The following is a 15,040-nucleotide window of genomic DNA, read 5'->3' as shown; positions in this document are numbered from 1 at the left end:
AAGGCCTCACGCGCAAGGCTCTTTCACCAGATGTTCCGCTTCATCGGCCGCCGCCTGCTGGTGGCGATCCCGACGCTCTTCCTGGTGATAACCGTCGCCTTCTTCATGATGCGCGCGGCCCCGGGCTCGCCCTTCGACATGGACCGCAAGCTCTCGCCCGAGATCGAGAAGAACGTCCTGGCGAAGTTCGGCATGAACAAGCCGCTGCACGAGCAGTACGTGGACTATCTGGCCGGCGTCGCCCGCGGCGACCTTGGCCCGTCGCTGAAGTACCGCGACAAGACCGTCCTCGACATCCTGCAGGAGAACTACAAGCCCTCCCTCAGGCTCGGCCTGTCGGCCATCCTGATCGCCGCCGTCATGGGCGTCAGCCTGGGCGTGCTCGCGGCGCTCCGGCAGAACCGAAGTCTCGACTACGGCGTCATGACCGTGGCCATCCTGGGTGTCTGCATCCCCACCTTCGTGACCGCCCCGCTGCTGGTCCTGGTGTTCGCCTCCAAGCTGGGCTGGCTGCCCAGCGCCGGCTGGAACGACGGGGCCCTGGTCAACATGGTGCTGCCGGTGACGGTCCTGGCCCTGCCGCAGATCGCCATCATCTCGCGCCTGACGCGGGCCGGCATGATCGAGGTGCTGCACTCCAACTACATCCGCACCGCCCGGGCCAAGGGCCTGCCGGAGCACCGGATCGTCGGCAAGCACGCGCTTCGCGCCGCGATCCTGCCGCTGGTCAGCTACCTGGGCCCCGCCTGCGCCGGCCTGATCACCGGCTCCCTGGTGGTGGAGAAGATCTTCAACCTGCCGGGCCTGGGTAAGTTCTTCGTCATCAGCGCCCTGCAGCGCGACTACACCGTCGTCATGGGCATGGTGATCTTCTACGCCGCCCTGATCCTGGTCCTGAACCTGATCGCCGACCTGCTCTATGCGGCGCTCGATCCCCGCGTGAGGCTGTCGTGACGTCGTCCGTCCTGGTCCCGGGCTCCCGCAAGGGCGCCGAAAGCATGGAGAAGGCGGCGCTCAAGGGCCGCAGCCTGTGGGACGACGCCCGCCGCCGCCTGCTGCGCAACAAGGCCGCCGTCGCCGGCATGATCGTCCTGGCGGTCCTCGTCGTGGCCGCGATCGTCGGCCCCTACCTCACCCCCTACGCCTACGACGAGATCAACAAGAACGACGTCTGGCTGGGCCCCCTGCAGAACGGCCACCTGATCGGCACGGACTCGCTCGGACGCGACCTCCTGGCCCGCCTGCTCATGGGCTTGCGCGTCTCGCTGGCGATCGGCCTGGTGGCCACCGTCGTCTCGCTGATCATCGGCGTGGCCTGGGGCGCGGTGGCGGGCTTCGTCGGCGGCCGCCTCGACGAGGTCATGATGCGCGTCGTCGACGTGCTCTACTCGCTGCCCTTCATCTTCTTCGTGATCCTGCTGATGGTCACCTTCGGCTCGAACATCATCCTGATCTTCGTGGCCATCGGCGCGGTGGAATGGCTGACCATGAGCCGCATCGTGCGCGGCCAGACGCTCACCCTGAAGCACAAGGAGTTCGTGGAGGCCGCCCGCGCCGCGGGCCTGGGGCAGGGCGCCATCATCTTCCGCCACATCGTCCCGAACCTGCTGGGGCCCGTGGTGGTCTACGTGACCCTGACGATCCCGGCGGTGATCCTCGCGGAGAGCTTCCTGTCGTTCCTGGGCCTCGGCGTCCAACCGCCCATGGCCTCGCTCGGCACCCTGATCGCCAACGGGGCCCAGGACATGGAACTCGCGCCGTGGCTGCTGATCTTCCCGTCCCTGGTGATGGTCGTGACCCTGATGAGCTTCAACTTCATCGGGGACGGCCTGCGCGACGCGATCGACCCCAAGGACCGGTAGGGCGGCGCGCTACTCCTGCCGCCGGGCGCGGAAGGACCGCTGGTTCTTCACGCTCATCAGGTAGCTGCCCATCGAGGCGCGGCGGATGCGCACCGGGTCGCCGGCCTTGGGCGACAGCGGCACCTCGTTGGCGTCGATCTGCACCCAGACAGCGCCGTCTTCCAGCTCCACGACCCACTTGCCCGCCCCGTTCATGCTGGCGGACGCGACCTTGGCGGTGATGGTGTCGACCTCCTCCGCCTTCTCGCCGCGCTCGAACAGGGTGAGCGAGGGCATGGAGAAGCCGAAGGCCTGGCGTCGCACGGTGCGCGCCTGCTCGCGGTCCACCACCACGATGTCGCCCTTGGCCTCCGCGGTCTCGAGCTCGGCGGCGGCGGCGTCGTAGCAGGCGAGCCTGGCCGTGCTGTCGGCCACCTTTCGGCAGTCGCTCAGTTTCTGCAGCGTCGCGGCGCGCGCCTCGGGCTTGCCCTGGGCGAGCGCCGGCGCCCCCGTGAGCGCCACGGCGCCCAGAAGGGCCGCCCCCAGACTTGCCCGCGCCTTAGAAATCGTCATGCGTTGGTTCCATGTCCCTGCGAACGCGCATTGAAGCGACCCGCGCCCCCGGGCGCAATCTCCTGATCCTCGGCCTCGCCGCACTTCTGGGTGCGAGCGCCTGCGCGCCGAAGGCGCCGGCGCGGCCCGACTGTCCGCCGGGCAAGGTCTGCCTTCAGATCGGCAACGGCTCGGAGCCCATCTCGCTCGACCCCCACAAGGTGCAGGGGACCTGGGAGCACCGCCTCCTGCTCGACAACCTGATCGGCCTCACCCAGGACGATGCGGACGGCGAGCCGATCCCCGGCGTGGCGGAGCGCTGGGAGACCAGCGCCGACGGGCTCACCTGGCGGTTCTACCTGCGCGAGGCGGTCTGGTCGGACGGCGTGCCGGTGACCGCTGAGGATTTCGTCTTCTCGCTGCGGCGGATCCTGCTCCCGGCGACGGCGTCGGAGTACGCCTCGCTGCTCTACCTGTTCAAGAACGCCCAGGCGGTGAACGAGGGCAAGGCGCCGCCGGAGAGCCTCGGCGTGCGCGCGCTCTCGCCGCGGGTCCTGGAGATCACGCTGGAGCACCCCGCGCCGTACCTCCCCGAGCTCGCCAAGCATCAGACCATGTATCCGGTGCCCAAGCACAAGGTGGAGCAGCTCGGCGACGCCTGGGCCCGTCCGGAGAACTACGTCTCCAACGGCCCCTACCGCATCGTCGCCTGGCGCCTGGGCGACTACGTCAAGGCGGTGAAGAACGAGCGCTTCTGGGACGCCGACAAGGTCTGCGTGGACGAGGTCTACTACTATCCCACCCAGGACGCGGTGAGCGCCGAGCGACGGGTCCGCCGCGGCGAGCTCGACATCAACACCGACATCCAGTCGAACCGCATCGCCTTCCTGCGCGAGCAGATGCCGGGCTACGTCCACACCCACACCTACCTCGGCGTCGCCTACCTGGCGTTCAACTCGAACATCCCCGCGCTTCGGGACCGGCGGGTGCGTCAGGCGCTCAACATGGCCGTTGATCGCGAGTTCATCACCGGCAAGCTGCTGCGCGGCGGCCAGACGCCGGCCTATACCTTCGTCCCGCCCGGCGTGGCCGCCTACAAGGGCGCGAAGCCGCCCGCCTGGGCCGCCTGGCCGCTGGAGCGGCGGCAGGCCGAGGCCCGCCGCCTGCTCGCCGACGCCGGCTACGGCCCCGCCAATCCGCTGCGGCTGGAGATCAAGCACCGCAACTCGCCCGACCCCATGCTGCTGATGCCCGCCATCCAGGCCGACTGGAAGCAGGTGGGGATCGATGCGGTCCTGGCCCAGAACGAGACCCAGATCGCCTACGCCTCCTACCGGGCCCGCGACTTCCAGGTCGCCGACGCCGCCTGGATCGCCGACTACAACGACCCGATGAGCTTCCTCTACCTGCTGCAGTCCTCGACCGGAGCGCAGAACTACGGGGACTACAAGAACCCGGCCTACGACGCCCTGCTGGCCCGCGCCGACCAGGAGCCGGACGCTGGCCGTCGCGCGGCGATCCTCGCCGAGGCCGAGCAGCTCATGCTCGACGACGCCTCGGTGGTGCCGACCTACTTCTACGTGAACAAGAACCTGGTCAGCCCGAAGATCACCGGCTGGAAGGCCAACCTCGTCGACTACCATCCGACGCGCTTCCTCTGCGTAGCGGGGGCCGGCGAACGCCGGGCTGCGGAGACGGCCGCCGCGCGCCCCTGACCGGGCGAAACTGTGACGCCCATGTGACACACGCCGTTATCCCCGAAGCTTTGCCGAAGCCTTCGGATTGACCCTGCGGAGGCGGCGTCAACTACGTCAGCGCGACCTTTCTCCCAGGTCGATTTCAAGCGTAGGCGTAGAATATGAAAGTGCGGCGGCAGTATCTGCTGGCCTCGTCGATGTTGATCGGCGTTATGTCAGCCTTCTCGGCGACCCCTGTTCTTGCTCAGGACGTCGCGGTTGATGAGATCGTTGTTACGGGATCGCGCATCGCGCGGCCGAATCTTGACGCTCCGACCCCGGTTACGGTGATCGACGCCCGCACGATCGAGGCCACCGGCGCCGTGAACACCGGCGACGTGATCCGCATCCTGCCGGCCGCCGGCGTGTCCTCGATCACGCCCACCAACTCCGGCTTCCAGACCGCCTCCAACGGCATCATGACGGTCGACCTGCGCAACCTGGGCGAAGACCGCACCCTGGTGCTGGTCAACGGCCGCCGCTTCGTGGCCGGTCTCGTCGGCACCCAGATCGTCGACTTCAACACCATCCCGACCGAGCTGGTCGAGCGCGTGGACGTGGTCACCGGCGGCGCCTCGGCGACCTACGGCTCCGACGCCCTCGCGGGCGTGGTCAACATCATCACCAAGAAGAACGTCGACGGCCTGATCGTCAGCGGCCAGTACGGCCTGTCCGAGCGCGGCGACGACGAGGAGATCAAGTTCGCCGTCACCGGCGGCAAGAGCTTCCACGACGGCCGCGGCTCGTTCCTGGTCTCCCTGGGCTACCAGGAGCTGGGCTCGATCTACGCCAAGGACCGCGCCGACCAGGGTCTCGCCCTCGACGCCGTGGACGACTACGACGGCGACCCGGCCAACTACCACCTGATCCGCAGCCAGACCGCGGGCCTGTTCTCCTCCTACACCCCGGCGGGCGTGGTCGAGATCCCGCGGATCGGCGGCGGCGCCAACCTGCTGCGCGTGGTCACGCCTACGGGCGTCCAGCCCTACTCGGGCGCGACCTTCGGCTACAACCGCCAGGCCCAGCGCCTGCTGCAGGTGCCGCTGGAGCAGGGCAACTTCGCCGGCTACCTGAACTACGAGTTCAACCCCTCGGCCCGGTTCTTCGCCGAGCTGAACTATGTGAAGTCGAAGCTCAGCTCGCAGATCGAGCCCACGCCGCTCGGCTCCGACCAGGTCTACGGCGCCTTCGCCTTCTGCGAGGACGGGACCTGCGCCAACGGCGTGCCGATCACCTCGGCCATCGTGCCCGAGGCGCTGCGCGCCGCGGTCCGCACGGCCAACCCGGGCGTGGCCGACGACAACCTGGTGGTCGGCTTCCGCCGGCGCCTGACCGAGGTCGGCAACCGCGGCAACGAGATCGACCGCGACACCTTCCGGATCGTCACCGGCTTCGAGGGCGACCTCGGCGAGGATCATTCCTACGAGCTGTCCATCAACTACGGCCGCACCGAGGACAGCCAGACCTCGTCGGGCGACATCGACGCCAACCGCTTCCGCCAGGCGCTCGACGCGGTGGTGGTGAACGGCCAGACCGTCTGCGCCGACCCGGCCGCCCGCGCGGCCGGCTGCGTGCCGCTCAACCCGTTCGGCGAAGGCGCCATCTCGGCGCAAGCCGCCGACTACGTCCGCGTGCCGACCTCGCGCGAGGCCTTCGTGGAGCAGCTCGTGGTGGGCGGCTTCCTGCGCGGCGAGCTCTTCGAGCTGCCGGCCGGCGCCGTCGGCTATGCGGCGGGCGCCGAGTACCGCCGCGAGCGCTCGCACGATGTCCCCGACCTGCTGACCCAGCTCGGCCAGACCTCGGGCAACGCCACGCCCGCCACGCGCGGCAAGTTCGACGTGGCCGAGGTCTACGGCGAGCTGCGCGTGCCGCTGCTGGCCGACATGCCCTTCGTCCAGTCGCTCGACCTGAACCTGGCCGGCCGCTACTCCAACTACTCGACGGTGGGCGACACCACCGCCTACGCCGCGTCCCTGGAGTACCAGCCGGTGGGCTGGCTGAAGCTCCGCACCCAGTTCGCCAAGGCGGTGCGCGCCCCGAACATCTCGGAGCTCTACTCGCCGGCGTCGCAGGACTTCCCGGGCGTGAACGACCCCTGCGCCGGCGTCACCCGCACGGCCGCGGGCCAGGCGGCGTTCTTCAACACCCGCACCAACATCGGCGACCCTTCCGCCGTGCTGGCCAGCGGCGTGAACGCGTCGACGGTGGGCAATGCGGTGGCCACGGCCTGTCTCGCCGATCCGGCGGTGGCGGCGCGCGTGGCGCGGGACGGCGGCTTCGCCCTGACCCAGATCGAGCAGCAGGGCGTCACCGGCTTCGACGGCGGCAATCCCAACCTGAAGCCGGAGGAGGGCGACAGCTTCACCGTGGGCTTCCTGCTGAACCCGCGCGGCATGGGCCTGCTCGACAACCTCTCGCTGTCGGTCGACTACTACATCATCAAGATCAAGGACCGGATCACCACGATCAGCGAGGACCGGCTGCTGACGGGCTGCTACGGCCCGGCCGGCTTCAACGCGGCCAACCCGTTCTGCTCGGCCATCGGCCGCTTCGGCACCGGCCCGCAGGTGGGCGCGCTCGAGTTCGTCAACCAGGTCAGCGACAACTTCGCCGAGACGGACACCCGCGGGTGGGACGTGCAGGTGAGCTACCGCCAGAACCTCGACGACCTCCCGTTCCTGAACGGCCTCTACGGCGGCGAGAAGGGGAACCTTACCGCCAGCCTCGCCTACGGCTACCTGGAAAAGCTGACCACCCTGCCGTTCGAGGGGGCCGATCCCGCCGACCTGATCCGCGACGCGGGCACGGTGGGCGCGCCGACCAACGAGTGGACGCTGAACCTGCTCTACCAGCGCGGCCCGGTGCAGCTGTCCTGGACCACCCAGTACATCGACGAGGTGGTCGTCACGAAGGACGTCAACGACTTCTATTATAATGTCCCGCTGGAGGCGAAGGCGTTCCACAACGCCCAGGTCCGCTGGGACGTGACCGAGAAGGCGAACGTCTACTTCGGCGTCGACAACATCTTCGACGAATACCAGTTCGTCGGCGGCACCTCGGGCCTGGTTCCCGGCCAGACCACCGGCTGGACCACCTACCCGGACGTCTACGACGCCATCGGCCGCCGCTACTACGCGGGCGTGCGCGTCCAGTTCTGAGGCCTTCGGGGCGGCGGCTGTCCGCTGCCCCGATTCGCGGCAAGGCCGGGGCGGGTGGATGCCAGCCGCCCCGGTCTTGCAGGTCTAAAAGTGCTCGGTTCGGGGCACGTGCGACAATCTGTGACCAGAATGCGACAGGTTGGCGCCGTCAACGTTGCCACACGTCGTTGTTCGTTGACCCCCACTTCGATCCACCAGTAACTCCACCGTAACCGGGCGCGACTTCGTTCCCGGGACCGAACCTTGTTGGGGAGCGGGTCCGCTTTTCGTTGGCGAGCGGCGGGCCGCTGGAGGATGTAGACCTTGAAAATCAAATCCATGCGGGAGCGCCTGCTGGCGTCTTCCATGATCTGCGGTGTGGCCGTGCTCGGCCTCTCCGCCACCCAGGCGGCGGCCCAGGAGGGTGAAGTCTCCGAGATCGTCGTCACCGGCACCCGGATCCCCTCTCCCAACCTGGAGAGCGTGAGCCCGGTGACCGCCATCGGCGCCGCCGAAATCAAGGCCCAGGGCATCACCCGGGTCGAAGACATGGTCAACAGCCTGCCCCAGGCCTTCGCGGCCCAGGGCGCGGCCCTCTCCAACGGCTCGACCGGCACCGCCACGGTCAACCTGCGCGGCCTGGGCGCCACGCGGACCATGGTGCTGATCGACGGCCGGCGCCTGATGCCCGGCACGCCGAACACCTCGGGCGGCGCCCTCGCCGCCGACCTGAACTTCATCCCCGCCGCCCTGATCGAGCGGGTCGACATCCTGACCGGCGGCGCCTCGGCCGTGTACGGCGCTGACGCCGTCGCCGGCGTCGTGAACTTCATCATGCAGCGCAACTTCGAGGGCGTTCGCCTCGACGCGCAGTACGGCATCTACAACCACAAGAACGACAACGACTTCGTCCGCGGCATCGTGAGCGCGGCGGCCGCCCGTTCGGCCACGCCGGAAGGCTACGCCCTGCCCGACGAGAACGTCTGGGACGGCGAGAGCAGCGAAGTCACCCTGACCATCGGCGTGAACGCGCCCGACGGCCGCGGCAACGTGACCGCCTACGCCGGCTACCGCCACGTCGAGCCGATCCTCCAGGGCAACCGCGACTACTCGTCCTGCTCGCTGTTCTCCGGCGAGACCTTCGCGGAATTCGGCTGCGGCGGCTCCGGCACGGCCTATCCGGCCCGCGTCGGCAGCTTCGTGGTCGACGTGACCAACCCGGCGGGCAACACCTTCCGCCCGCGCGTCGGCACCCGTGACGTCTACAACTACGGCCCGTCGAACTACTACCAGCGTCCCGACGACCGGTACGTGCTGGGCGCCTTCGCCAACTACCAGCTGGCGGACTGGGCCGAGGCCTATGCCGACGTGATGTACATGGACGACACGTCCACGTACCAGATCGCGCCGGGCGGCATCTTCGCCGGCAGCTTCTCGATCAACTGCGCCAACCCGCTGCTCTCCGCTCAGCAACGCGGCCTGATCAACGCGACCGCGGCCACCGGCGGCGGCACCTGCGCCAGCAACCCGGCCGGCACCTTCACCGGCACGGTCTCGCGCCGGAACATCGAAGGCGGCGGCCGTCAGGGCCGTACGCAGCACCAGCAGTACCGCTACGTGATCGGCATGCGCGGCGACATCAGCGACACCTGGTCGTATGACGCCTACCTCCAGTACGGCCGCGTGTCGTTCAACCAGGTCCAGACCGGCTTCTTCCGGACGACGGCCATCCAGAACGCCCTGAACGTGGTCACCGACCCGACGACGGGCGCTCCGGTCTGCGCCTCCGTGCTGAACGGCAGCGACACCGCCTGCGTGCCCTACAACATCTTCCGCATCGGCGGCGTCACCCGGGAAGCCCTGGACTACCTCGAGACCCCGAGCTTCTCGACCGGCAACACCTACGAGCGGATCGCCAACGTCACGTTCGGCGGCCTGCTGGGCGACTACGGCGTGAAGAGCCCGTGGGCGGAAGACGGCGTCGGCGTCTCGTTCGGCGCGGAATATCGCCGCGAGCAGCTGGACTCGGCTTCGGACTTCGTGGCCGCGGCCGGCCTGCTGAACGGCTCGGGCGGCGCCTCGCCGCCGGTCAACGGCAGCTACGACGTCTACGAGCTGTTCGGCGAAGCCCGGATCCCGCTGATCCAGGACATGCCGTTCGCCCGCTCGCTGACGCTGGAAACCGCGTACCGCTTCTCGGACTACTCGGAGAGCGGCACCACCCACACCTACAAGTTCGCGGGTGACTGGGAGCCGATCGAAGACCTCCGCTTCCGCGCCAGCTACCAGCGCGCGGTCCGTGCGCCGCACGTGATCGAGCTGTTCAGCCCGCAGAACGTCGTCCTCGACGGCACGCAGGATCCCTGCGCCGGCCTGTCGGCGGGCGATGCGGACGTGGCTCGCTGCGCCCAGGCCTTCGGCCTGACCACCGCGCAGGTGCTGGCGATCGAAGCCAACCCGGCCAACCAGTACAACGGCCTGAACGGCGGTAACCCGAACCTCGAGCCGGAAACCTCCGACACCTACTCCCTGGGCGTGGTCTACCAGCCGTCGTTCATCCCGGGCCTGAACGTGTCGGTCGACTACTTCGACATCAAGGTGAAGGACTACATCTCGGGCATCGGCGCGGACCTGATCATCAACCGCTGCGTCGACACCCTGGATCCGTTCTTCTGCGGCCTGGTCAACCGGGACGCGAACGGCTCGATCTGGCTCTCCCCCGAAGGCTATGTGACCAACACCAGCCTGAACACGGGTGAACTGCGCACCAAGGGCGTGGACTTCAACGTCGGCTACCGGACCGATCTGGACGCCTTCGGCCTCAACGACATGGGCGGCATCTCGCTGTCGTTCGTCGGCACCTGGCTGGACAGCCTGGAGACCGTCTCCCTGCCGGGCGACCCCGCCTATGACTGCGTCGGCCTCTACGGCACGATCTGCGGCGTCCCCAACCCGGAATGGCGCCACAAGGCCCGCCTGACCTGGAACACCCCCTTCACGCTCGGTGAGTGGGTGACCAGCCTGGGCCTCTCGGCTCAATGGCGTCACTTCAACAAGGTGACCCTGGACGCCTTCGACTCCGACCCGCAGCTCGCCAACCCGGGCATCGCCTACGAGTCGGACCGCGTGCTCGGCTCGCGTGACTACTTCGACCTCACCGCGACGTGGACCATGCGCGACAGCGTCAACTTCCGCGTCGGCGTGAACAACGTCTTCGACAAGGAGCCGCCGCTGACGGGTTCGTCGAACTGCCCGACCGGGCCCTGCAACGGGAACACCTGGCCGCAAGTGTACGACGCGTTCGGCCGCTACGTGTTCGTGGGCCTGACCGCCGACTTCTAGTCGTCGACGGGTCCGCAAGGACTGAAGGGCGGTGGGGTGACCCACCGCCCTTTTTCTTTGTCCGGTCGCCGGCGCGCGGCGGGACGTTGGGGAAGGGGAAGGGCGCCTAGGCGCGCTGCAGCAGGAAGCGCCAGCCGATCAGCACGCCGTTGGCGTCGTGCGCCTCCGCCCGCTCCACCGTGGAGAGGCCCGCGCGCCCGGCGCGGTGCAGGAACTCGTCGGCGCCGCGGGCGTCGAGGGCGCCGGTGAGCTGGTTGCGCCGGCGCTGGCGCCAGGCGGCGTTGCCGGCTTCCACCTCGTCCAGGCGACGGAGCGCGCTTCCCGGCTCGTAGGCGCCGGCCCGCTGCGAGAGATCGGCGAGGTAGTGCACCATGTAGCGCGCGAACTCGGCCTCGGGGGCGACGGGCAGGCGCGCCGAGGCCCGGCTCACCGCCTCGCGCAGCGCGGCGTGCGCGACCTGGGTGACCTCCGGCTTGCGCCGCTCCTGGATCGCCGCGAACAGCCGCCGCGCCCGGCGCAGCGCCTCGCCGCCGCCCATGGTCCTGTCGAAAGCGTCCAGCTGGGCGGCGGCGGAGGCGGTGATCGCGCTGGCGGCGTGGTGCGCCAGGATCAGAGCCCGGCCGGCGGGGCGCAGCACGCGCGCCAGCTCGGCGAGGGCGGCCCGCGGCTCGGCGTACTCGATGCCGTACTGCGAGGTGGCGGCGTCGAAGCTCGCGGCGTCGAACGGCAGCTTCTCCAGCGAGACGCCGCCCATCAGCACCGGCCCGTCGCCGCCGGGCGGCGGGAGGTCGGCATAGTCCACGCCGACCACCTCGAGGCGGCGACCGGCCGCGCGGGCCGTGTCCCAGGCGATCCGCGCCACCTGGCCCCCGCCGGTGGCGAGGTCGAGCACCCGCGCCCCGTCCGGCAGTTCGCGGAAGAAGCCCGGCCACAGGTCGCCGATGTCCAGCGGCGCGGGGCCCGCCGGGCCCTCCACGGTCATCACCTCGGCGCGTCCGCCGCGCCAGTAGTCGGACCAGTGCCAGCCGGGCCGCTTCTCTGATCCCGGCGCGCGGGCCATGTCTCGCTCCCTCGTCCGGGCGCTCCGCCCGCCTGTCTGGCTGAGGTAGAGCAACCCGCCCCCGCCGCCAAGCGGGCCCTCGGGTGGCGGGGGCGCCGCGCCTGGGCTACCTTGCCGGCGAGTTGAGGAGGCGGCGTTGAGCGGCGGTTGGAAGGTCGGACAGATCAAGGTCAAGGTGGGCGCGCTGGGCATGCCCCAGGTGGCGCCGTCCCAGGCCCAGGTTGAGCGCGACCGCGCCGAGCTGCGCGCTATCCACGAGGCCGCCCAGCAACGCGACCTGGACCGCGCCTCGGCGCTGGCCGAGGCCGCCCACAAGCGCGGCCTGGAGCACCCGATGGTGCTCAACCTCGTGGCCCTGAAGCTGGAGCGCGAGGAGCGCTTCCCGGAGGCGCTCGCCATCCTGGAGCGGGCCTGCGAGCTCGCGCCCGACGACTTCGCGGCGCGCAACGCCCTGGGTCTGTGCCTGCACCGGCTGGAACGCTACGGCGAGGCGCTCGTGCAGTTCGACCGCGCCCTGGCCGCCCAGCCCGACTTCCCCGGCGCCCATTGCGCCCGGGGCGCGGCCCTCGAAGCCCTGGGCCGGCTCGTGGAGGCCGAGGCCGCTCACCGCCGGGCGCTGGAGCTGCAGCCGGAGAACCTCGGCGCCGTCGCCGGCCTCGCCAACCTGCTCAGCCGTCGCGGCGCCCATGCCGAGGCCCGTCCGCTGGCCGAACGGGTGCTGGCCGCGCAGCCGAACTATCCCGACGCCGTCATGGTGCTGGCCGCCGCCGACCTGGCCGAGGGCCGCCGGTCCGAGGCCCGCGCGCGGCTGGAGGCCCTGGTCGCCGAGCCGCGGCTGACGCCCCAGCAGCGGGCGCTCGCCCAGGGCCTGCTGGGCGACGTCCTCGACGCCGAAGGGCGTCCGGCCGAGGCCTATGAGGCCTACGCCGCCTGCAACATGGGCCTCTGGCGGGCCTATGCGGGAGCCTTCCAGGAAGGGCCGAGCGCCCTCGAGTTCGTCCGCGAGATGACCGAGGCGCTGGACTTCGCCGGTCCCGAGACCTGGCCGCGCTCCCCGGCCGGCGCCCCCGCCGGCGTGAAGGGCCACGTCTTCCTGCTGGGCTTCCCCCGCTCGGGCACCACCCTCCTGGAGCAGGTGCTGGCCAGCCACCCGGAGGTGGAGGCCCTGGAGGAGCGCGAGACCCTCGCCGACGCCATGCGCGCCTTCATGTCCGCGCCCGGCGACGTGGCCAACCTCGCCACGGCCGGCGAGGCGGAACTCGCCGAGCTCCGGGCCGCCTACTGGGAGCGCGTGCGGGCGGAGGGCGCCGATCCCTCGGGCAAGGTGTTCGTCGACAAGCACCCGCTCAACACCTTCAAGCTGCCGCTGATCGCCCGCCTGTTCCCCGACGCCGTGGTGCTGCTGGCCCGCCGCGATCCGCGCGACGTGGTGCTGGCCGCCTGGCGCCGCCGCTTCGCCATGAGCGGCTCGGCCTACCAGCTCCTCACCCTGCCCGGCGCCGCGGCCTACTACGACGCCGCCATGCAGCTCGCCGAGCGGTTCGCCCCGGTGCTGGGCGAGCGACTGCACGTCGTCCGCCACGAGTCCCTGATCGCCGACTTCGACCAGACGGTCGGCGAGGTCTGCCGGGCGATCGGCCTGCCGTTCACCGAGGCCATGCGCGGCTTTGCCGATCGCACCAGGGACCGCGGCATCGCCACGCCCTCGGGCGCCCAGCTCGCGGGCGGCCTCTCGGCCGAGGGCGTCGGCTCCTGGCGGCGCTACCAGGAGCAGCTGGCGCCCGTGTCGCCCACGCTGGCCACCTGGGTGGAGCGGTTCGGCTACGAGCCGCAATGAGCGAGACCCTGGCGGCCGAACCCGCCGACGCCGCCGGCTGGGCGGCGCTGGGCGACCGGCTGCGGCTGGCCGGCGACCTGGCCGGCGCCGACCGCGCCTACGCCCGCCAGCTGCGCGCCGGGGTGACTGACCCCCAGCTGGTCGAGGCCGCCGACGCCCTGCACGACAACCGGCTGGCCGACGCCCAGCGCCTGCTGAACGCCGTGCTCCAGCGGCGCCCGTCGGACGCGGCGGCCGTGCGCATGCTGGCCGAGGTGGCGGCGCGGATCGGCCGCCTGCCCGACGCCGAGCGCCTGCTGGTCCGCTGCCTGCAGCTCTCGCCCCGCTTCCCCGGCGCCCGCTACGCCCTGGCCCTCGTCCTGCACCGCCAGAACCGGCCTCTGGAGACCCTGCGCGAGGCCGAGGCCCTGCTGGCCGAGGCGCCCGGCCATCCCATCTACCGCCACCTGAAGGCCGCCGCCCTGGTCCGCGTGGGCGAGTACGCCAAGGCGGCCGAGACCTACGCCGCCGTCCTCGCCGACCATCCCGACCAGCCGCTGAGCTGGATGAGCTACGGCCATGTCCTGAAGATCCTCGGCCGCCAGGCCGACGCGGTGGCCGCCTACCGCCGCAGCGTCGACCTGCGGCCCGGCCTGGGGGAAGCCTGGTGGAGCCTCGCCAACCTCAAGACCGTCCGCTTCGACGAGGCCGACGTGGCGGTGATGGAGGCCGAGCTCGCCCGGGACGACCTCGACGAGGACGACCGCTTCCACCTCTGCTTCGCCCTCGGCAAGGCGCACGAGGACGCCGGCCGCTATGGCCCGGCCTTCGCGCGCTACGAGGAAGGCAACGCCCTGCGCCGCCGCCGCCTGGGCTATCAGGCCTCCGAGACCACCCAGCACATGCGCCGCTGCAAGGCGCTGATGAGCGCCGGCTTCTTCGCCGCGCGGGCGGGGCAGGGCGATCCGGCGCCCGACCCGATCTTCATCGTCGGCCTGCCGCGGGCCGGCTCGACGCTCATCGAGCAGATCCTCTCGAGCCACTCCCAGGTGGAGGGGACCCAGGAGCTCGCCGACCTGCCGGCCATCGCCCAGCGCCTCGGCGGCCGCGCCCGCCGCGCCTCGGAAGGCGCCTACCCGGATGTCCTGGCCGCTCTGTCTCCCGTCGAGCTCGCGGCTCTCGGGCAGGAGTACCTCGGCCGCGCCAAGGTCCACCGCAAGCTCGGCCGTCCGTTCTTCATCGACAAGAACCCGACCAACTGGGCCCACGTGGGCCTCATCCAGCTCGCCCTGCCGAACGCGAGGATCATCGACGCGCGGCGCCATCCGCTGGGCTGCGGCTTCTCGGCCTTCAAGCAGCACTTCGCCGAGGGGCAGGAGTTCAGCTACGCGCTGGAGGACATCGGCCGCTACTATGCCGACTATGTGGAGCTGATGGCGCACTTCGACGCCGTCCTGCCGGGGCGCATCCACCGGGTGATCTACGAGGAGATGGTCGCCGATCCGGAGACCCAGGTGCGGGCCCTGCTCGACCATTGCGGCCTGCCGTTCGAGGAG

9 protein-coding genes are annotated in these 15,040 nt (G+C 70.5%); 7 read left to right on the top strand and 2 right to left on the bottom strand.

Annotated features, from left to right (window positions below):
- The first annotated feature begins 30 nt into the window (after positions 1-30).
- Together oppB and VM685_RS04235 are read left to right on the top strand one after the other, a co-directional pair.
- Positions 31-954, top strand: a complete 924-nt coding sequence (oppB, locus tag VM685_RS04240) for an oligopeptide ABC transporter permease OppB (protein ID WP_325458875.1) — start codon at positions 31-33, stop codon at positions 952-954.
- Positions 951-1,862 (top strand): ABC transporter permease, encoded by a 912-nt coding sequence (locus VM685_RS04235; RefSeq protein ID WP_325458874.1) that lies wholly within the window; start codon positions 951-953, stop codon positions 1,860-1,862. The genes oppB and VM685_RS04235 overlap by 4 nt, the downstream gene beginning before the upstream one ends.
- A gap of 9 nt (positions 1,863-1,871) precedes the next feature.
- Here VM685_RS04235 and VM685_RS04230 read toward each other — a convergent pair whose 3' ends face one another.
- The gene (locus VM685_RS04230; RefSeq protein ID WP_325458873.1) at positions 1,872-2,414 is read right to left on the bottom strand and encodes a hypothetical protein; all 543 of its coding nucleotides are present in this window, start codon (positions 2,412-2,414) and stop codon (positions 1,872-1,874) included.
- 11 nt (positions 2,415-2,425) lie between these two features.
- Between VM685_RS04230 and VM685_RS04225 the strand changes: the two genes are divergently transcribed.
- The 3 genes from VM685_RS04225 (at position 2,426) to VM685_RS04215 (ending at position 10,608) form a co-directional block, all read left to right on the top strand.
- The gene (locus VM685_RS04225) at positions 2,426-4,108 is read left to right on the top strand and encodes a peptide ABC transporter substrate-binding protein (protein ID WP_325458872.1); all 1,683 of its coding nucleotides are present in this window, start codon (positions 2,426-2,428) and stop codon (positions 4,106-4,108) included.
- Positions 4,109-4,251: 143 nt separating this feature from the next.
- Complete coding sequence (locus VM685_RS04220; protein WP_325458871.1) at positions 4,252-7,287, top strand: TonB-dependent receptor plug domain-containing protein; 3,036 nt, start codon at positions 4,252-4,254, stop codon at positions 7,285-7,287.
- Positions 7,288-7,590: 303 nt separating this feature from the next.
- Positions 7,591-10,608 (top strand): TonB-dependent receptor plug domain-containing protein, encoded by a 3,018-nt coding sequence (locus VM685_RS04215; RefSeq protein WP_325458870.1) that lies wholly within the window; start codon positions 7,591-7,593, stop codon positions 10,606-10,608.
- 106 nt (positions 10,609-10,714) lie between these two features.
- Here VM685_RS04215 and VM685_RS04210 read toward each other — a convergent pair whose 3' ends face one another.
- Positions 10,715-11,668 (bottom strand): methyltransferase domain-containing protein, encoded by a 954-nt coding sequence (locus VM685_RS04210; RefSeq protein ID WP_325458869.1) that lies wholly within the window; start codon positions 11,666-11,668, stop codon positions 10,715-10,717.
- Between the two features lie 136 nt (positions 11,669-11,804).
- On the opposite strand from VM685_RS04210, the gene VM685_RS04205 reads away from it, so the two are divergent.
- Together VM685_RS04205 and VM685_RS04200 are read left to right on the top strand one after the other, a co-directional pair.
- The gene (locus VM685_RS04205) at positions 11,805-13,505 is read left to right on the top strand and encodes a sulfotransferase (RefSeq protein WP_325458868.1); all 1,701 of its coding nucleotides are present in this window, start codon (positions 11,805-11,807) and stop codon (positions 13,503-13,505) included.
- A partial coding sequence (locus VM685_RS04200) for a tetratricopeptide repeat-containing sulfotransferase family protein (protein ID WP_325458867.1) occupies positions 13,502-15,040 on the top strand: 1,539 nt, incomplete at its 3' end. The genes VM685_RS04205 and VM685_RS04200, both read left to right, overlap by 4 nt.

The organism is Phenylobacterium sp. (assembly GCF_035539035.1).
Taxonomy (GTDB): Bacteria; Pseudomonadota; Alphaproteobacteria; order Caulobacterales; family Caulobacteraceae; genus Phenylobacterium.
Note: the sequence above shows the minus strand (reverse complement) of the source record. Positions and strands in the feature narration are given on the sequence as shown.